Source organism: Pararobbsia silviterrae, from assembly GCF_003628125.1.
Taxonomy (GTDB): Bacteria; Pseudomonadota; Gammaproteobacteria; order Burkholderiales; family Burkholderiaceae; genus Pararobbsia; species Pararobbsia silviterrae.
In genome coordinates, this window is the sequence record NZ_RBZU01000007.1 from 31,867 (window position 1) to 51,215 (window position 19,349).

Annotated in this window: 13 protein-coding genes; 9 read left to right on the forward strand and 4 right to left on the reverse strand. The window is 61.2% G+C overall.

Translation table 11 applies throughout. The annotated features are described in order from the left end of the window. The first annotated feature begins 3 nt into the window (after nucleotides 1–3). The 4 genes from D7S86_RS16185 to D7S86_RS16200 all read left to right on the forward strand — a co-directional run bounded on the left by D7S86_RS16185 (nucleotide 4) and on the right by D7S86_RS16200 (nucleotide 3,886). Nucleotides 4–789: an SDR family oxidoreductase gene (locus tag D7S86_RS16185; protein WP_121087898.1), complete on the forward strand. Its 786-nt coding sequence runs from the start codon at nucleotides 4–6 to the stop codon at nucleotides 787–789. A gap of 23 nt (nucleotides 790–812) precedes the next feature. Next, nucleotides 813–1,508: an RraA family protein gene (locus tag D7S86_RS16190; protein ID WP_121087899.1), complete on the forward strand. Its 696-nt coding sequence runs from the start codon at nucleotides 813–815 to the stop codon at nucleotides 1,506–1,508. Next, nucleotides 1,501–3,000 carry an amidase gene (locus D7S86_RS16195; protein WP_121087900.1) on the forward strand — a complete coding sequence of 500 codons (1,500 nt, stop codon included), beginning with the start codon at nucleotides 1,501–1,503 and terminating at the stop codon, nucleotides 2,998–3,000. The genes D7S86_RS16190 and D7S86_RS16195 overlap by 8 nt, the downstream gene beginning before the upstream one ends. 88 nt (nucleotides 3,001–3,088) lie before the next feature. Further along, on the forward strand, nucleotides 3,089–3,886 hold the full coding sequence (locus tag D7S86_RS16200; protein ID WP_121087901.1) for an alpha/beta fold hydrolase: 798 nt from the start codon (nucleotides 3,089–3,091) through the stop codon (nucleotides 3,884–3,886). Between the two features lie 104 nt (nucleotides 3,887–3,990). Here the strand turns inward: D7S86_RS16200 and D7S86_RS16205 are convergent, their stop codons facing one another. Beyond that, nucleotides 3,991–4,719, reverse strand: a complete 729-nt coding sequence (locus D7S86_RS16205) for an AraC family transcriptional regulator (RefSeq protein ID WP_240648218.1) — start codon at nucleotides 4,717–4,719, stop codon at nucleotides 3,991–3,993. A gap of 306 nt (nucleotides 4,720–5,025) precedes the next feature. On the opposite strand from D7S86_RS16205, the gene D7S86_RS16210 reads away from it, so the two are divergent. The 4 genes from D7S86_RS16210 (at nucleotide 5,026) to D7S86_RS16225 (ending at nucleotide 12,231) form a co-directional block, all read left to right on the forward strand. Further along, nucleotides 5,026–6,663 (forward strand): cyclic peptide export ABC transporter, encoded by a 1,638-nt coding sequence (locus D7S86_RS16210; protein WP_121088113.1) that lies wholly within the window; start codon nucleotides 5,026–5,028, stop codon nucleotides 6,661–6,663. Nucleotides 6,664–6,811: 148 nt separating this feature from the next. Then, nucleotides 6,812–7,792, forward strand: coding sequence for an ABC transporter substrate-binding protein (locus D7S86_RS16215; protein ID WP_121087903.1), 981 nt, complete (start codon nucleotides 6,812–6,814; stop codon nucleotides 7,790–7,792). Then, entirely contained in the window at nucleotides 7,785–9,794 is a 2,010-nt protein-coding gene (gene fhuB / locus D7S86_RS16220) for a Fe(3+)-hydroxamate ABC transporter permease FhuB (protein WP_240648219.1), read from the forward strand. Before D7S86_RS16215 ends, fhuB begins: the two co-directional genes overlap by 8 nt. 253 nt (nucleotides 9,795–10,047) lie before the next feature. Continuing rightward, nucleotides 10,048–12,231 (forward strand): TonB-dependent siderophore receptor, encoded by a 2,184-nt coding sequence (locus tag D7S86_RS16225; RefSeq protein ID WP_158601992.1) that lies wholly within the window; start codon nucleotides 10,048–10,050, stop codon nucleotides 12,229–12,231. 179 nt (nucleotides 12,232–12,410) lie between these two features. Here D7S86_RS16225 and D7S86_RS16230 read toward each other — a convergent pair whose 3' ends face one another. The 3 genes from D7S86_RS16230 to D7S86_RS16240 all read right to left on the reverse strand — a co-directional run bounded on the left by D7S86_RS16230 (nucleotide 12,411) and on the right by D7S86_RS16240 (nucleotide 16,681). Further along, nucleotides 12,411–14,930, reverse strand: a complete 2,520-nt coding sequence (locus tag D7S86_RS16230) for a TonB-dependent siderophore receptor (protein ID WP_121087906.1) — start codon at nucleotides 14,928–14,930, stop codon at nucleotides 12,411–12,413. A gap of 199 nt (nucleotides 14,931–15,129) precedes the next feature. Then, nucleotides 15,130–16,155, reverse strand: coding sequence for a FecR domain-containing protein (locus D7S86_RS16235; RefSeq protein WP_240648220.1), 1,026 nt, complete (start codon nucleotides 16,153–16,155; stop codon nucleotides 15,130–15,132). A 19-nt stretch (nucleotides 16,156–16,174) separates the two neighbouring features. Next, complete coding sequence (locus D7S86_RS16240; RefSeq protein WP_121087908.1) at nucleotides 16,175–16,681, reverse strand: sigma-70 family RNA polymerase sigma factor; 507 nt, start codon at nucleotides 16,679–16,681, stop codon at nucleotides 16,175–16,177. A gap of 1,401 nt (nucleotides 16,682–18,082) precedes the next feature. Here D7S86_RS16240 and D7S86_RS16250 point away from each other — a divergent pair. Next, nucleotides 18,083–19,336 carry an NAD(P)/FAD-dependent oxidoreductase gene (locus D7S86_RS16250; RefSeq protein WP_121087910.1) on the forward strand — a complete coding sequence of 418 codons (1,254 nt, stop codon included), beginning with the start codon at nucleotides 18,083–18,085 and terminating at the stop codon, nucleotides 19,334–19,336. Nucleotides 19,337–19,349: the final 13 nt, after the last annotated feature.

The following is a 19,349-nucleotide window of genomic DNA, read 5'->3' on the forward strand; positions in this document are numbered from 1 at the left end:
GATGTGGACTTAGGCATAGCAGGCAAGACGGCGCTCGTCATGTCGGCCGGCGGCGGGCTGGGCGGCGCGATCGCGATGGCGCTCGCACGTGAAGGCGCGCAAGTCGCGGTGTCCGATCGCAGTCACGCGGCGCTAGAGCGCACCGTGAACCAGATTCGCGACGCAGGTGGAAACGTTCGAGGCTATGTGGCGGACCTCGCTCAGCTCGATAGCCTCGATTCCATGCTAGAGGCCATTCGACGCGATCTCGGCGACATCGATATTTTGATCAACAACTCCGGGGGGCCGGCGCCTTCGCCGGCGGCCGGCGTGGATTCGCAAACGTGGCGCACGCAATTCGACTCGATGGTGCTCTCGTTGATGCACCTGACCGACCGGGTGCTGCCGTCGATGCGCGCGAAAGGGTGGGGGCGAATTGTGACCAGTACGTCGTCCGGCGTCGTCGCACCGATCGCGAATCTCGGCGTGTCGAATACGTTGCGCGCGGCATTGCTGGGTTGGTCGAAGACATTGGCCAACGAAGTGGCCCGTGATGGCGTCTGCGTCAATGTCGTATTGCCCGGACGCATCGGTACCGAGCGCATTCGTTCGCTGGACGAGCTTCGTGCGCAACGCGAAGGGCGCTCGGTCGATAGCGTGGTCGCGCAAAGCGTCGCGACGATTCCTGTTGGCCGTTACGGCAGTCCCGAAGAGTACGGCGATGTGGTGGCGTTTCTTGCCAGCGCGCGCGCTTCGTTCATCACGGGATCCGTGATCCGTGTCGACGGCGGGATGATTCAAAGTATCTAACGTATCAAATCAAGGAGAATGCCGTGAGTTCGAAACATGAAGTACGCAGTCCTGATGAGAAAGAAAATATCCGCAAACGCTTTCTGCAAGTCGACACGTCGAATGTGGCGGATGTGCTTGACGGCCTTGGCTATCTGAATCAGGGGCTGTCTTCCACGTTCGTGCCGTTCCCGGCCGATACGGGTAAGCTGGCGGGTTGGGCCTATACGATTCGCGGGCAAATGACGCCGTATCCGCAGGGCGGCGATGCGGAGAAGATGACGGCCTGCGCCGGCGTGTCGCCGGGCGAAGTCACCGTGTGGAGCGGCGACGGCGAAGGTATCTGTTACTTCGGCGAGCTCATTGCGATCGGGATGAAGGAACGCGGCTGCGTCGGCGCGCTGATCGATGGGGGTATCCGCGACGTGCGCTGGATCGCGGCGCAGGCGTTTCCCTTGTTTGCACGCTATCGCACTCCCGTGCAGTCGATAGGGCGCTGGAAGGTCAATGGCTGGCAGGTGCCTGTCAGCGTGCGAGGCGCGGCGTCGCAATGGGTCGAGGTGCATCCTGGCGATTTCATTCTGGGCGACGAGGACGGCGTCATCGTGATTCCCGCGGCGCTTGTCGATCAAGTGCTGGACGAAGCCGAGGCGTTGACGAAGAAGGAATGCGTCATCCGAGAAAAATTGCAGCAGGGGCTCAGCCTTGCCGATGCATTGACGCAATACGGCCATGTCTGAGACGGTTCCGCCCATGTGTCGTGAGGCGGCGCCTGAGCTGACCGACCTGTGTATCGATGAGTTGCGTGCCGCGATGCTGACGGAGCGCGTGAAGACGCGCGACGTGATCGCGGCGTTTGCCGCACAGGCAAAGCACGTAGATGACGCGACGCGTTGCTGGGTATCGAAGACGCCCGCCGTCGAAGACGTGTGGGCGGAATCGCCGATGGCGAATATCGTCCCGTCACTGGCGGGCGTTCCTTTCGGCCACAAGGATGTTTTCTCGGACGGCGGCGTTGCGCCGCGTGCCGGATCGACATTCGACGACCTACATGTGGGTGAAGGAGTTGCCCCGGTGCTGAAGGCACTGCGCGACGCGGGCGCCGTGGCGATGGGCAAGCTCGCGCTCGACGAACTGTGCTATGGCGCCACGGGCGTGAACACGCATCGGGGGCCGGTGCGCAATCCGTGGAACGTGTCGCGAATCGCCGGCGGCTCTTCATGCGGCGCGGCGGCTGCCGTAGCCGGACGCGCGGTGGCGTTTTCGATCGGAACGGACACGGGAGGATCGGTGCGCATTCCGGCTTCGCTGTGTGGCGTGGTCGGCCTGAAGCCGACGTTCGGCAGCGTCGATACGCGCGGTATGGTGCCGCTATCTCCGTCGCAGGATACGGTCGGCGTGATGGCACGCCGCGCAGACGACTGTGCGCGCGTGCTGGCGGTGATTCGCCGACCGATGCCTGGAGGAGACGACTTCGAATGGCCACATCGCCCGGCATCGCTCGAATTCGTTAAGGCGCTTGCCGAAGCGGCATGCGAGTTCGAGCGATCTAGCGAAAATCGTGAGGTAAGCGCGGAGCGGCCTTTGCGAGGCGTGCGCATTGCGGTCGCGCGCCATCCTTATTTCGACGTGGGCGAGACAGAGCTGTCAGCCCGTGTGACGGCTGCGCTACGAGTATTCGAACGGCTCGGCGCCACGCTGAACGCCTTGCCGATTGACGGTATCGAGGTGTACGACGCCGATGCGACCGCATTGACATCGTACGAAGCCTACGGGATTCATCGCGAGCGCTTGTTGAATACGCCCGACCGACTTTCGACAGCAACGCGGTTGCGGCTCGTTGCGGCAAGTCGCGTCGATCCGTCGGATTACGCGCGTGCCCTCGCGGCGAGAGTGCCCGGCTTGCATCGTTTTGTTTCGCACGTTTTCCGCGAACATGACGTACTCGTTTGTCCGTCGGTGACGGTGCGTGCCAAGCCGATTGCCGCGCTTGTCGGTCAGTCGGAAGAGGCGGTGGCTTTCACCTCGTCTCTTTTGCGTACGAATCGCTGCTTTAACTATCTAGGACTACCGGCGCTGTCCTTGCCGATGGGTTTCGATGACGATGGCATGCCGGTGGGCCTGCAACTGGTCGGACGGCCGTGGGCGGAATTCGAACTGTTGCGCTACGCCGAGGCTTATCAACGTGAAACGGCTTGGCATCGCGCGCGTCCCGGCTTGGCTTCACGATAGCGATGGGCTGTGCGATGCGTGTCTCGACGCGTATGAGATGTCGCGCTAGCGGGAATTCCGCGAATCAAAACGTAACGACGGAGCTTTCATGCCTTCTTTTATTTGCAACGATGTCCGGCTGCACTATTTCACGTGTGGAATAGGTCGCCCAGTCATGCTGATCCACGGATTCACCAATGCGGGCATGACATGGATGCAACAGATCCCCGCGCTCACATTCGCCGGATATCGTGTGATCGTGCCTGATTTACGCGGTCATGGACTGTCCGATCCGGCGACTGCCGTGGCGACGGTCGAAGATCTCGCCCGTGACTTGATTGCATTGCTCGATGACCTCGAACTCGATCGTTCCGCGATCTGCGGATTGTCTCTGGGCGGGATGGTGGCGATGCAATTGGCGCTTGACTACCCCGATCGTGTCGACAAGCTGATCGTTGCGAACTCTCAAGCAAGCTTTGCCATGCCGGAATTGGAGTCGGTGGTCGACGGATGGATCAAATTGTTCGCGCAACCTGAAGGGCCGCTCAAGCGATTCGAAGCCACATGGCCTGCCATGCTCAATGGCGCCTTTCGGGAAAGCGCGGCTGGCCGTGCGGCTTTTGAGAGTTGGTCGTTGCTTGCCAAGCGCACGAGCGGCGCATCGTTAAGTCACATCGCGCGGGGCATGCGTTATTTCGATGTGAGCGAGCGGCTGGCCGAAATACGTCAGCCCACCTTGGTCGTTGCGGGCGATGAGGACCGGCTTTTCCCGGTGCAGAACGTGCGCAGCATCAGCGAATCGATCCCCAATGCGGAGTTCGAACTGATACAAGGGGCGGCGCATATTTCATCGCTAGACAGTCCCGACGCGTTTAATCGTCTGTTGCTGAGAGCGCTCGCCGAATAATGCGGCACCTGAACGCATAAGAGGGCTTTGCATTGAACGTCATATTGTTCGACGGCGCGCGCATTCGATGCGATCGGGGCGGGTAAGTCGCTCGACCGTCACAGTCATTTCGACGCGAGATAGCGTTGCGGCGACTCCCCGGTGACCTGACGGAACATGGCAATGAACGCGCTCGCTCTACCGTAACCGAGATCCGCGGAAACACGTGTGACCGATTGACCTTGGGCGAGCCTCGTGATGGCTTCGATGACCCGGGCCTGTTGACGCCAGGCCCTGAATGTCATGCCCGTTTCCTCCCTGAAATGGCGCGCCAAGGTTCGCCCGCTCGCGCCGAGTTTTTCTCCCCAGATATCAAGCGAATCTTCGCAGGTCGGATCGGTCAGCAGGTACTCGCAGATCTTGACGAGCCGGTCATCGCGCGGCAACGGCAAGCTTCCCTGATGGACGGACTCGATACGCGGGAGCACCTTGAGAAGCAAGGCGGCCGATAACGCGGCCTCGCTATTGGCCTCGTATGCGTGGCCGCCTTCGGCCAGGCTCATGACCAGCTCACGTGCGAATGTCGACACGACAATCAACGTGGGCTCGCGCCATGACCACGGAAGCCGGTCCGGCTCGATATAGACGCCGCCGATCACGGACTTGCCGACCGCGACGATCGCGTGCTCGACGTGCGGGGGCACCCACACCGCACGGCTCGACGGAATGATCCACGTGAGCGACGGCGTCAGCACGCGCACGACACCCGAAATCGGGAAGGAAAGCTGGCCGAAGGCATGCGAGTGCCATCCAAATCCCTCGCCGTGCTGGTGATCGGTGATCGACGCCGACATGGACCGCGCAAGTCCCCTTTCCTTGATCCCATAACGTCTGAGTAACGGGTTCTTCATGGGCTGCAGGCAGATGTTGTCTCAAAGTCGGCATTGTACCGAACACACGTACAAAAGATGTCCAAAAGTCGGCATATGCTGTCTCCCATTCGTTGAACTGGCGAGATATTCTCCCGGTGGAACAATGGCTTGCGTCCAAATCCGGACCGATCTGTTAGTGATTCTCATTTTGAGTTGATCCGTTCGAGGCGATGCGTGCCTCCGCCGATTCAGCTCGATCTCTTGGCAAAACGTTTTCTGGAACTGGTCATGCGAATGATCGCGATTCTGCTGCGCAGCGCGCGCTGGCTGCTGCCTGTGGCCGTAGTGACCAGCCTCGCGAGCGGCTTCGGTAATGCCGCGCTGGTGGCCGTGATCAATACCGCGTTGGATGCGCCTGCCACACAGCTTGCGTCACTCGGCTTGCGTTTTGGCCTGCTCGGGGTGCTGGTTCTGGTCACACGCGTGTTGTCGCAAACGCTGTTCATGTATCTGGGGCAGCGCACGAAGGCGACGCTGCGCATGCAGACCATCCGGCGCATCGTCGCGGCAACCTATCCCGACATCGAGAAGTGCGGCGCCGCGCGTCCGCTCGGCGTGCTGACGCAGGACCTGGATACGATCGTTGTGTTTTTCGTCAGCCTGCCGGCGATTGCGACGCAGGGTGCGGTCATCGCGGGCTGTCTGATCTATCTCGGCACGCTGTCGTGGCCGGTCCTCGTGTCCGCGTTGATTGCGATCGGAATCGGGGCGTTGGGGTTTCGCATGGTCAACGGGCCCGCGCTGCTTCATCTGCGGGGTTCGCGGCGACGCGAAGACGACCTGATCCGGCAATTCCGGGCGCTCTTTGACGGCGCCAAGGAGCTCAAGCTGCACGGTGCGCGTCGCGAGGCCTTTGTGGATCAGGAACTGGCCCCTCACGTCGAGGCGGTACGCGTACAGCGCACGCGCGGATATGTGTTGAATGCCGCCGCGGCAAGCTGGGGCAATCTGGTGCTGTTTGCGTTCATCGGTCTCACGATCTTCGTACTGGCCCGTCGCTTCGGTGCCGATGCGCACGTGATGTCGGGTTTCACGCTCGTGTTCCTCTACCTGATCATGCCGGTGGAGTCCTTGCTTTCCGCGTTACCGACCATCAGTTCCGCGCGCGTCGCGCTCGAACGCATCGACCAGTTGCGCGACGCATTGCCGCAGGACATCGCCTCGCGAGCGGCGGCCGACAAGACGTTTTCAAGCATCGCGCTCGACGGTGTCACGCACCGATATTTCCGCGAGAAGGAGAACGGCGTCTTTCTGCTGGGGCCGATCGATTTCACGTTTCGTCCCGGCGAGATCGTCTACCTGATCGGCGGGAACGGGAGCGGCAAAACGACGCTCGCCAAACTCCTTGTCGGACTCTATGCGCCCGAAGACGGTCGGATCCTGCTCGATGGCCGCGCTGTCGACGCAGGCGCGCGGGAATCGTACCGGCATCTGTTCTCGGTCGTGTTCAGCGATTTTTTCCTGTTCGAATCGTTGCTCGGCTTGCCATCAGGCAGTGAGGATGCCGCGCGGGCACTGCTGATCGAACTTCATCTCGATCACAAGGTGCGCATCGAAAACGGCGCCTTTTCGACACTCGACCTTTCGCAGGGACAGCGCAAGCGCCTCGCACTGTTGGTCGCCTATCTGGAAGACCGGCCGTTTTATGTCTTCGACGAGTGGGCAGCCGATCAGGATCCGGTGTTCAAGGACGTGTTCTACCGAACGATGCTGCCGGAGCTGAAATCTCGGGGTAAGGCGGTGCTGGTCATCACGCATGACGATCGGTATTTCGATCTCGCGGATCGGACGATCAAGCTGGACAGCGGACACCTTGTCGATGAAATGGCGCAGCCGGATCCCACGTATGCGGTGGCGATGCAATGAGTACCGGTGCCCTGGACATGACGACTTTCGTACGCCATCGATCGCTCGGACCGGTTGTTCGATCATCCGTCGCCTATACGATGCCTCACGCGAACGCGTTTGCGAAACCTGCCGATGGCCGCGTGAGCCACGCGATCGGTTGCGCGCGATGAACAACGAAACGGGACGTGGCGTGGTGTGCGCTCGGCGCGATTTTCTACGGCGTACGAGCTGTCTGGCGGCAGCGGCAGCGGCATCGGGCTTGGGCATGCTGACGGGTCCGCAAGCGGTCGCCGCATCGAAGACACCCGATCGGATCGTCGTCATGGACTGGCCGCTCACGGAAACGCTGCTTGCGCTGGGTGTCGTACCCGTTGGGGTGTCGGCACCCGACTGGTACCGGCGCGTCATCGTGGAGCCGCCGTTGCCGTCGAATGTGGTCAATGTCGGCCTGCTGTATTCGCCGAACTACGACGTGCTGGACGAGCTTGCCCCGGACCTGATGATCATTACACCGGGTCATGCGCCCGCGCGTGCGCTGCTTGAGCGGCTGGCGCCCACGCTGACGCTTGGACGATATACGTCGAGTGCACAGCCCTATCCTGCATTGCGCGCCGAAACGATGCAGATGGCGCAGGCGGTCGGCCGGCGTGACGCGGGCAAGAACGTGCTGGAGCGAACGGACAGTGTGCTGGCGGAGGCGAGGGCGCGTCTGGCGCGCCGTGCGGAGCGCCTGCGCCGGCCCGTGATTGTCGCGGATCTCATCGACGACCGGCATCTGCGTGTCTACGGAGCGGGCAGCTTGTTCGACGCGATGATGTCGACAATCGGTGTGACAAACGTTATCGGTCCGAGTGGAGGGGCCTCGGCGTGGCCAACGGGATCGGGTGGTTTTGCAGTCGTGTCGATGCAGCGTCTTTTCGAGTTGCCGCAGGCGAGTTTGCTGCTCACAGGCGATATTCGTCCTTCGCAGCGCGCGGCGTTGGCGCAGAGCGCGATCTGGCAGGCGCTGCCGTCCATGACGTCGCGGTGTGCGGCGGTCTTGCCGGTCGTTGCGCCGAATGGCGGTCTGATTTCGATGCAGCGCTTCGCGCTGGGCGTGGAGCAGGCGTTGACGCAGATTGCCGAGGGCGGAGGCGGCCTTGGCTGAACTCATTTCCTCCGGGCACATGCGCGCCGCGCGTCACTACTGCGTGCCGATACTGTGTTTGCTCGCGGCATCGGCGGCGGCCCTGACGGCGATCGGCGTGCATGATGAACTGCGCGGCGCGAGCTTCTGGCTTGCGATCGAGCTTCCGCACCCGGCCGATTTCCATCAGCTCCTGGTGCGTGACAGCGTGTTGCCCCGTGTCGCCGTCACGCTGCTTTGCGGGGCGGCGCTGGCCTTGGCGGGGACCCTGTCACAGCAGGTCCTGCGCAATCCGCTCGCCGAGCCCATGACGTTGGGCGTGCTGCCCGGCGCCTATCTGGCCGTCACGGCGGCGGCGATCTGGGCGCCCGCGTGGCTGGACACGCAGAGGGAAGTGGTCGCGCTTGTCGGCGGCGCGGTGGCGATACTCGTGGTGTTAGCGCTTGCGTGGCCTCAACGGATGTCGTCCCTGGCGGTGATCCTCGCCGGCATGGTCGTGAATCTCCTGTTTGGCGCGCTCAGCATGGCGATCGCGTGGACCCACTATGAAATGCTGAGAGGCGTTTTGATCTGGGGGGGCGGTGCGCTCGATCAAAGCGGCTGGGGAACGACGTCGCGGCTCGCGGTCTGGGTGGGCTTGATGCTGCTCCCGGTGTGGTGGTTACGTCGTCCGCTTGCCGCGTTCGAAGCGGGTGACGCGACCGTCCAAAGCCTGGGCATCAGCGTGCAGCAGATGCGCGTCGTCGCGCTGGCGGTCACCGTCGCGCTGGCCGCGTGTGTCGTGGCCACAGTGGGCGTCATCGGTTTCATCGGCCTCGCCGCGCCGGTCATTGCGAGACTCGCGGGTGCGCGGCGGGTCGGTCAACGGCTGGTATGGGCTCCTGTACTCGGCGCGCTTCTACTCTGGGCAACCGACGAGCTTGTCCAGACGGTTTCGAAAAGCGATGTCCTGTCGGGCCATCTGATTCTGACCGGAACCGTCACGTCACTGCTGGGGGTGCCGTTTCTCATCGCGTTGCTCCCTCGATTGCGCGCGGCGCCGGACATCGCATCGGCCGATCGTTCGCACACGTCGGTACATCGACCTCGATGGACTGTTCCAGTTTGGATTGGCCTGACGCTCGCGACGTTCGGCATATCGCTGCTATTCACGCGCGGTTTGCATGGGTGGCGGATCCTCCCGCATTCCGATCTGCTTCTATCGTGGGGACTTCCGCATACGCTTGCCGCGATGGGGGCCGGCGCATTGTTGGGGCTATCCGGCACCCTGCTTCAGCGCATGACGGCGAATCCGATGGCGAGCCCGGACTTGCTGGGCGTCAGCTCGGGCAGTGCGCTCGGCATGGTCGTTGTCTTGTTTGCCGCGACACAGGTGAGCCCCATGGGGCTGCTCGGCGGCTGCGTGGGCGGCGCCGTCGCAGCGCTCGGCCTGCTGCTCTGGCTGGGAGGTCGGGCGGGATTCGCACCCGAACGAATGGTCCTCGTCGGCGTTGCGTTGAGTGCGTTTTTCCAGTCGGTGGTCGGCGCAGTCATGGCCGGCGGGGATTCGCGCGCCGCGTTGTTGTTGAATCTGATGCTCGGCAACACGTACTTCGTTCAGCCTGCCACGGCATATTGCGCCGCCGTGCTCGCGCTTGTGGCGCTGATGCTTGTTCCGCTTCTGGGCCGCTGGCTGGAGGCCCTCGCATTGGGCGCCCGGTTTGCGCACGGCATCGGCGTGCCGGTCGTTTCGGCGCGCTTTGCGGTGTTGCTGTTTGCCTCGGTGCTGACCGCGGCGTCGACGCTGGTCGCCGGGCCTTTGACTTTCGTGGGGTTGATCGCCCCGCATCTTGCGAGATTGTCGGGCGCGCGCAGGCCCGATAAGCAGGCGCGTATCGCCGCGTTGATCGGCGGCGTGCTCATGGGTTTCTCGGAATGGTTCGGCCGCCAGATCATGTATCCGGAGGCGATGCCGGCGGGCCTGATCGCGACGTTGGTGGGCAGCAGCTATTTCATTGCGATGGTGTTGCGCCGAAGGACATAGCGCAACGCATCGAACGGGTTGGACGACGGATCAAGAAAACATTGCGGTATCAGACGTGGAAATGGAAATAAGTCGCATTCATTCGCGCAAGGAGACCCGTTTGACATCGTGAGCGATGAGCTCGGATGACGAACGCCGACGCGGGCGCGGATGTGTCAGGTGGCGGAATTTTCGAATCGCTAGCCCAGGCGGGGAATGGGAATTTCGGCAGGCCGAATTCCTCGCTTCCAATTTTAAAAAAGAGGAAAGACTGATGAAGAACCAGCACGCTATGCATTCAATTTGGACAACTAATAACTTCAGGCGAAGCGTCATTGGAATGGCCGTGGCCGCTGCGTGGATGGGAAGCGCTTATGCGCAGAGCGTGTCGGCGGACGGCGCCTCGGATAGCGGTTCGGCAACCACGACGACGCTCCCTACGGTGACGGTGACTTCAAAGCCCGACGTCGACGCGACCACTGAGGGATCGGGTTCGTATGGCGCGCAGGCGGCGACGATCGCGGGCAAGGTTCCACAAGCGCTCAATGAAATTCCGAATTCCGTCTCAGTGATCACGCGTCAGCGCATGGACGACCAGAACATGGCGACGCTTGAGGACGCGATGCAGTACGCGACGGGTGTCGAATCCGTCTCATACGGCGATACTGCGTACTATTCGGCGCGAGGCTACCAACTGGGCATCGAGTTCGACGGGATATCCGTCATGCAAGGCATTCAGTACATGCCGCAACTGGATCTGGCTTTCTACGATCGCATCGAGATATTCCGTGGTCCGGCGGGGGTGACGGATGGCGTGGGCAACCCGGGCGGGACGGTGAACATGGTGCGCAAGCGCCCTCTGGACACGTTTCATATCGACACGGAAACCCAGGTGTCGTCCTTCGGCGGTGTACGGCAGGTGGTGGATGTGACCGGGCCGCTGAACCAGGACGGTACGCTGCGCGGACGGGCTGTGATCGTGGGCGCCGACGAGCATCAATCGATTGATCGCTATCGCACCAAGGAAGCGGGATTCTATGGAATCCTCGAATACGATATCGATCCGCGCACCACCGTTTCGCTGTCGGCGGCACATCAAGTGAATCCGGATTCCGGACTTGATTTCGGTGTCGGCGGTATGAAGGATGGTCTACGCTTGCCGACTTCCTATTCGCAGAACTTCAGTCCGGACTGGAACTACAACCGCAACATACTCGACGAGGTCAACCTCGATCTGACGCACCGGTTCGAGAACGGCTGGAAGTCGACGACGACGGTGCTTTATCGCTACTACAGTACCGACTCGCTCTACGCTTTTCCTTTCGGGGCCACGGGCGCCGACCCATACAATCAGCTGTATCTGGGCGAAGCACAAAGGGACACGTATAGCTGGTTCGGAGCGGACACCAATATTTCCGGGCCCGTGCATGTATTCGGGCGGGATCACACCTTGACCTTCGGCGCGAGCTACAGTCAGCTCAACGCGTCGGAAGAGTTTGGTAGTGCACTGCTTGGGACGTATGACGTCCTGAATCCCAATGACATTCCGAGGCCCGATATTCCCTATTCGGCCGAGAGTTACTCTGCGTATCGCTATGAACAGGGCGCGGTGTACGGACAGGCGCGCATCAAGATCACCGATCCGCTTTCGGTGACCTTAGGCGGCCGGGAAGTCTGGTTTCAAGAGACGTCGGAATCCGGTATCGGTGAACCCTGGAGCGTCGACACACGCCTGAACGGCAAATTCATTCCGTATGCGGGTCTTGTTTACGACATCCTCCCGAATCTCTCGGCCTACGTGAGCTATTCAGCGGTTTTCGAGCCCCAGACCGGGACGACCGTCGGCGGTCAGGGGATTCAGCCCGCATCCGGCAAGCAGTACGAGGCAGGCTTCAAGGGCACATTCCTGAATGGGCGGCTTAATGCGACCGTCGCGGCTTTCCGCATCGATAACGACCACTACGAGATCAGCGATCCCGTGAATCTGGGCTATTACCTCGATGCCGGACAGGTACGTAGTCAGGGTTGGGAGGCTGAAGTCAACGGCGAGCCGCTTCCGGGCTGGAACGTCTACGCGGGCTATACGTTGCTGAACCTCGACTACACGTCCGGCGCGAGTGCCGAAGCCGCCGGTCAAGGGGCGGGCCTGGAGGAGCCGCAAAATCAGTTCAAGCTCTTTACGACCTACCGCTTCCAGCAAGGGGCGATGCGCGGATGGTCGGTGGGGGGCGGGATGTATGCACAAAGCGCGACGAGCCGGTTGAGCACGATCTATGAGCAGGGCGGTTACGCGATCTTCAATGCTCAAGTGGGCTACCAGTTCAACAAGCACGTCAACGCGACGTTGAGTCTGAACAATATATTCAACCGCGAATATTACGCGCGGACTCCGGGCACGTATTTCGGTCAGTTTGGCGATCTGCGGAATGCGATGCTGACTGTGCGCACGGATTTCTGACGCACTGGATTCGACACGCGATGGGGGCGGCGGCTGCCCCCATCATCGTCGCGCGAGATGCGTCATCCTCTTGACGGCTGCAGGTCGACTCATATCGCCAAGCGCGCTTCCTCCTCGTCAAATCCCTTGGCATTTTTAAGCACCATCGACAGCGGTCAATTCGACAGATGGCGAGAGGCTTACATTTGGTACCGCACGGTAAACAGCACGCGCCTCAAGTTGCCGAACAGGTTGTTGCCATCTCCGCCAACGGTGTCGTAATACGTGCGATTGAACAGATTGGTTCCGGACAGGGCGAGCGTGGTGCGCTTGTCGAGTCGATAGGAAACCATCGCATCGACGGTCGCGTAGCCACCCTGCACCCAGCTTCCGATGCCATCGGTATATGAAATTTTGCTGGATACATACGTGCCTGCGCCGATGGTCCATTTGTTCCATTGTCCGGGCAACTGATAGGCGGTCCAAAGCTTGAGCAGATGCTTCGGCGCGACCGCATTGAATTCGGTCCCAAAGCCTGTGCCGCTGTCATCCAAAAGCTGGGTATCGGTATAGGTATAGCCGCCAAATAAGGTGAGTCCGGACAAGACCTCACCGGATGCGGTCAATTCCAACCCTTGGCTGCGCGACTTACCCGATGCCACCGAATATTGTCCGGTCGGATCGTTCGGGTCCTGCATCGCCTGGTTTTCTTGAGTAATCTGGAACAGCGCGGCAGAGGTATTGAGCTTTCCGCCATAGAACTCGCCCTTCAACCCGATTTCGTACTGGTTCCCTTCAACAGGCTTGAGCAGTTGATCGGATGAGGTGTACGAAGTCTGAGGCTGGAAGACGCTCGTGTAACTGACGTACGCCGAAAGATTGTTGTTGATGTCGTAAATGAGCCCGGCATAGGGCGTCACTTTGCCGTCATAGCTGCCGTCGGATGAGCTGCCGTCGAACGGATTTTCTCCCGCGACGTAGCCGAGGTTTGTTTTCCACCACGTCCCTCGTGCTCCGACGACGAGCGTCAATGCATCGAGCAGGCTGATCCGAGCATTGCCATAGACACCGTACTGCTCGGTTGTTCTGCGCTGACCCAGAACCGGACCATCGAAATCCGGCTCCGGGATGGCGTTGGGTCCCAGATCATTCAAACTCAACGTCGTCGCGCAGAACAGGCTGGCTTGCGAACAGTAGTTGATTCGCGTCGCGGTGGTTTCACGACTGTACGTGGTCCCGACTGTGAGGATGTGCGTACGTCCCAAGAGTTCGATAGGCCCGGACAGGAATCCGTCGACGCCATATTGCTGGTCGTCCACATGATTCATCGCACTATAAATCCCCACCGTGTTCGTCGTTGCGTCGATCGCTCCGGGGATCGATGAGTACTTCGACATCCGCGATTGATTCTGATAATTGAATGCGATCTCGCCCTTCCAACCGTTGTCGAGCTTCGTTTCAAGATTCGAAAAAACGCTGGTCGTTTCAGCGCGCTGAACATTCCAGCTCGGCGATAAATTTCGCGTCGGCGATACATTCCACAGGCGATAGTCCGAATATCCCGGCACGCCGCTGAAGAGCGCGGATTTCTCTTCCATCCGGTCGTAGCTTGCTCCGAGCGTCAGCGTCGTGCGAGGGGCGAGGTCCGCCTGAACAACACCGTAGAACTGCTGATCATTCTTCCACCGGCCGTCCGAATCGAGATTCTCGGTGAGTCCGGAAGCAACGAATCGGCCACGCAGCGTTCCCGTCGAATTCAGCGGCCCGCTGACATCCATCTGCCCAATCGCCGTCGAGTCGCTTCCGCCCGACAACTGACCCGAAAAGTGAAAATCGTCGGTCGGCATCTTTCGAACCAGGTTCAACGTTCCGCCCGCGCCGCCAAACAGGTTATATAGCCCGGACGGCCCCCGCAGAATCTCGACGCGATCGTATTGCCCCAGAAGCGCGGGATCGCCGGCATAGATCGAAGTCGGAAACGTCGTGGGCACACCGTCCAGCATCTCGGTCGTTATTTCGTATCCCCTCGAGAAATACTGACCATCAAAAGTTTTAAGGCCGGGAACATAGCGAAGTGCATCATCGACCGTGTTCATCTGCTGCTGTTGGATCTGTTCCTGAGTGATCACGCTGACCGATTGGGGAATCTCGCGTTGACTCACAGGAATTTTCGAACCAATCGTGGATGACGGATTGAGGCGCTCGGCCGTATTGCCGCTGTCCGATCCTTCGCCGGACGGACGAACCGTCACGATCGGCAACACCCCCTCGTCAACGGTGGACGCGTTCGATCCGACGGGCTTGGCCTTCAACACATAGCCCCCGTTGCTCAGTCGCACAGCCTCCAGACCGCTGCCGGCCAGCAGTGCTTCGAGCGCAGCTTGCGGGGCGTAACGTCCTTTGATGCCCGCCGTGCGCTTGCCTTCCGTCTGATCCGGCGTAAACGTCAACAGGACGTTGAACGAACTCGCCAGCGTTCGAAGCGCGGGGGCCAGCGGCCCCGCGGGGATGTCGAACGTCTGCTCCGTCGCCGGCGCTGCTTGGTTCGCGGCGGTCTGCGCATAGGTCGTCGCGGGATACGCGGCGAGAAGCCCCGCGCCGCATAGGGCCGCGGCCACTGCAAAAGCGAGCGGGCGCGGCCGAAACGACGTGGCCGTGCCTCGCGAAGTCCCGGCGTGATCGATGATGGACAGTGTTGGCAGACGCCCCGGATTCGACATGGTTTCCCCGCAAGTCGGATGTTGAAATTGAAGTCCTTACTCGGGGGTGCCCCGAGAATCCGAATCGGGCAGTCCAAAATCAAAAAAAGTTAAAAAAGTTGCAACGGGCCGTCCATTCCTGCCATTCCTGCCGCCGGACGAGCCCATCCCTTCGTGCGAGGCGGATGACGACTTGCGCGACAAGGGGATGCGCTGTGGGCTACGAAGCGGCCTCGACCGTCACCCAGTAGCGGGTGCGCAGCCGAACCTGGACGGGCAGGACCGTGGGGAGGGTGGCCAGGATGCGGTCGGGATCATTCAGCGGGAACACCCCGGACAGGCGCAGATCGGCGACGCTTGCTTCACAGCGCACAATGCCGGGTCGGTAGCGGGCCAGATCGGCAAGGAAGTCGGCGAGGCGCATGTTGTCGGCCACGATCTGGCCGCGCGTCCAAGCCGCGTCCTGCTCGGAAGCGGGCTGCGCGGCATCGATCGTCTCGCGGGTGAAGGTCGTGCGTTCGCCGGCATGAAGCACGGCGAGCTGCGCCTGGGCATCGTCCGTCGTGATTTCCACCGCGCTCTCCAGTACGGCGACGTCGGTTCGCCCTTTGTCCTGCCGCACGGTAAAACGCGTACCCAAGGCGCGAATGCGGCCTTCTCTCGTCGCGATGATGAAAGGACGCGGATCGGCGACGCCGCCGACCACGGGATGCCCGGTGACCGCCAGGACCTCGCCCGCGGCGAGCCGCACGAGGCGTTGCCGGGCATCGAAGCGCACGTCGATGGCGGTGGCGGTATTGAGCACGATCCGCGTGCCGTCATCGAGCATCACCGTGCGCCGCTCGCCCGTCCCGGTCCGATAGTCGGCGGCCACGGTTTCCCAGGTGCGGGTGTGCGACGCCAGCAATCCGCCGGCGCCGATGACGCCACCCCAAAGCAGTAGATTGAGGGCCTTGCGCCGCACGGGCGATTTCAGATCGGAATAAGGCGAGAGCGTCTTGTACGCCGCCTGCGGCTCCATGAACTTGAGCCGCCCCATCACCGATTCGATATGCAGCCAGGCGCGCTCGTGATCGGCGTGGGCGCCGCGCCACGCCTGCCAGCGTCGACGTTCCTCATCCGTTGCCTCGCCTGACATCAGCAGCGTCAGCCACTCCGCCGCGGCATCTGCAATGGCCTCGCTGATCGGTGCGCCACCCGCCATGGGCGCAGACGCGAAACCGTCAGAGGCATAGGGAAAAGGCATGGCGAGGGGAGCGGGGTGTTCAGGCCAGCGCGAACAGGCACTGCCGATTGGCGCGGACCAGGTACTGCTTGACCGAGCTGATGGACACGCCCAGTCGGCCGGCGATTTCGGCGTAGCTCAGTTCTTCCAGGTGGGCGAGCAGGAAGGCTTCCTTGACGTTGGCCGGCAGGCCGTCCAACGCGCGATCCAGCTGCTGCAAAGCTTCGATGGCGAGCAGTTGGGATTCCGGGGACGGCGCCAGTTCCTCCGGCAAGGCGGCCAACATCTCCAGATAGCTCGATTCGAGTAACTGCCGACGGTGGCGATGCGCCATTAAACGACGCGCGATCGTGACCAGAAAGGGACGCGGCTCGAGAATATCGGCGGCCGTTCCGGCCGCCAGGACGCTGACAAACGTGTCCTGCGCGACATCCGCGGCATCAAACGTGTTCCCGAGTTTTCTGCGCAGCCAGCTTTGCAACCAGCTGTGGTGATCACGATAGAGGGTGTGCACCTCCTGATGCACGACAAGCTGGGCGGCGGTCATGGAACACTCTTTCCGGCTTCAATCCGACACGAACGGCGTTGTGAATAAGAATTGTTTTCATTTATAACTCGAAATGTAAAATTTCCGCAACCCGTTAGTTCGATGGCTGAACTGCGCGGCCGCCGCCCCATCGGCGACTCGCCGCTCGGCAGCACGCCAAGGCATCGGCCCGCGATCGGCGACGGTCAGGATGACGTCGATGCGATCGAACTCGGATGTTCTCGGTGATGAATCCGCGTCGATCCGCGATCGTCGCCCTTCGTGCCGCGCGTCGTCCGCGCAACCACGCCGACCTTCAAAGACGGTGGCTAGGGTTTTTGATGAAGGCTCGAACTTGCTCGGGTTGGATACGCATCCGCGAGTGAAGCGCATGAAGGGGCGTACTGCTTGAACGGGATTTTCCTGCGACGTCAGGCGGCGTCGGGAAATTTGAATCCGGAGGAGTCCAAGCTAAAAGATGATGAGAATGCTTTGTGAGAAATCCGTTGACGCGTCCATTTGAAAACGCACATTCCTGAGGCGTAGGCACGATGACTGCCGCCGGATTCCGCGCAGTCGCGCATGCCCAACGCGAGAATCTGGATGCGTTGACGCTTCAGTCAAATTTAGTCGCACGCGTCAATTCGTGTGCAGTGCGTACGAAGCTTGAGCGAGCCTCGGAGTTTCTGATGGCGGATTCAAATCCGCGCGATATCGACATTTGCAACGATGGAAACGAATGGACGTCGAAATAATTGAGAACGAGGTTTCAGCCGCACGATATGAATCGTGTCCGAAGTCCGCGGATGGCTGCAAGAGCGACTAATCACGATGCAAGCCGAGATTGGGCTCCGCATGCGCTCGATCCATGGGCGGAACGTCCGATTCATTGATGCCATTAGATGAGCCCTGAAAAATTGCAATCCCCAAGGGTGTATTTCTGTGTCTAAAGTTTTTGAATCTGATGTCGATATTGATGTCCCGGCGGATTAATTTCACATTGAACAGGAGTGTCAGTTTCAAATAGTGAATTTGAAATTATTTGTAATGATTGGATTTTGTCATTGCAATCGATCGAAAGGAGAATCTTAAAAATGACATTCGATTGATTTAGTGTTTGCGGGCATCCGATTGCTGTCGCTTCGGAGCTAAAAATAAAGTGCGCATTTGAATGATCGGCCCGGACCTCGGCGTGAATCATCATCGATCGACATTTCGCACGACCACGAATGAATGGGATCGGCCTATATCGGTGTGAATAGGGCTCCGATGAGATCGGTTTGCACGGGGGCGAGCGATGCGAGAGATCTTTGGACTGAATCGCCGGGCCGATGATGCGGCTCGTGAATGCGAAATCCGGCATGCGATCCGCCACTATTCAATGGATGGCGCGCGCGGCCGGACGCGCAAACAGGTTCAGGCATGACCCCCCTCGGCCATCCGTCCGACGCACCGCATTCGCGTGCTCGGCTCGTCGTCGTCGGCAATGGCATGGCAGCCATGCGCACGGTCGAAGAGATGCTCGCGACGGCGCCGCAGCGCTACGACATCACGGTGTTCGGCGCCGAGCCTCACGGCAACTACAACCGCATCCTGCTGTCATCGGTGCTCGCCGGCGAAAAGCGTATCGCCGACATCACGCTCCACGCGCCGGAGTGGTATGCGGCCAACGGCATCGATCTTCGCGCGGGCGATCCCGTCGTGTCGATCGATCGCGCGCATCGCGTCGTCCGTTCGCAAGGGGGCGCGGAGGTCGGTTATGACCGGCTGCTGATCGCGACCGGCTCGAACCCGGTCGTGCTACCCGTGCCGGGTCACACCCTCGACGGCGTCGTGGCATTTCGGGCGATCTCCGACGTGGAACGGATGATTGCCGCGGCGCGCGAGGCGTGCCGTGCGGTGGTCATCGGCGGGGGACTGCTCGGCCTTGAGGCAGCGAACGGCTTGCTGCAACAGGGGATGAAGGTGAGCGTGGTGCACCACATCGACATGCTGATGGAGCGCCAACTCGACAAAAGCGCGTCGACACTGCTGCAACAGGCGCTCGAAGCGAAGGGAATACGCTTCGTGATGAGCGCGCGCACCGCGCAGATCGTCGGTGATGACCGCGTGAGCGCCGTGCGTTTCGAAGACGGGCGGGAAGTTGCCGCCGACCTGGTGGTGATGACGGCGGGCGTACGCCCGAACATCGAGCTTGCGCGACAGGCCGGACTGCACTGCGAACGTGGGATCGTCGTGGACGACGCTTTGCAAACCAGCGATCCGCATATCTACGCCGTCGGCGAATGTGTCCAACATCGCGGGGCGACGTTTGGGCTCGTGGCTCCGATCTGGGACCAGGCCCGCGTGTGCGGCGCGCAGCTCGCCGGCGTCGACGTCGCGCCCTATGAGCAAAAGTCGACGGCGACTCGCCTGAAGGTGACCGGCGTGAACCTTTTCTCCGCCGGCGATTTCAAGGGAGGACCGGGTACCGAGGACATGGTGCTCAGGGATCCGCGGCGCGCGGTCTACAAGCGCCTCGTGCTCGAGCGCGACCGCATGATCGGCGCCGTGCTCTTTGGCGACGTCGACGACGGCGCGTGGTACGCCGACTTGATCCGGAACCAGACCGACATTTCCCGGCTTCGCGGCTATCTGCTCTTCGGACAGACGCTGTGCGAGTCGAAAGCCGCGTGAACGAGAGCCGAAC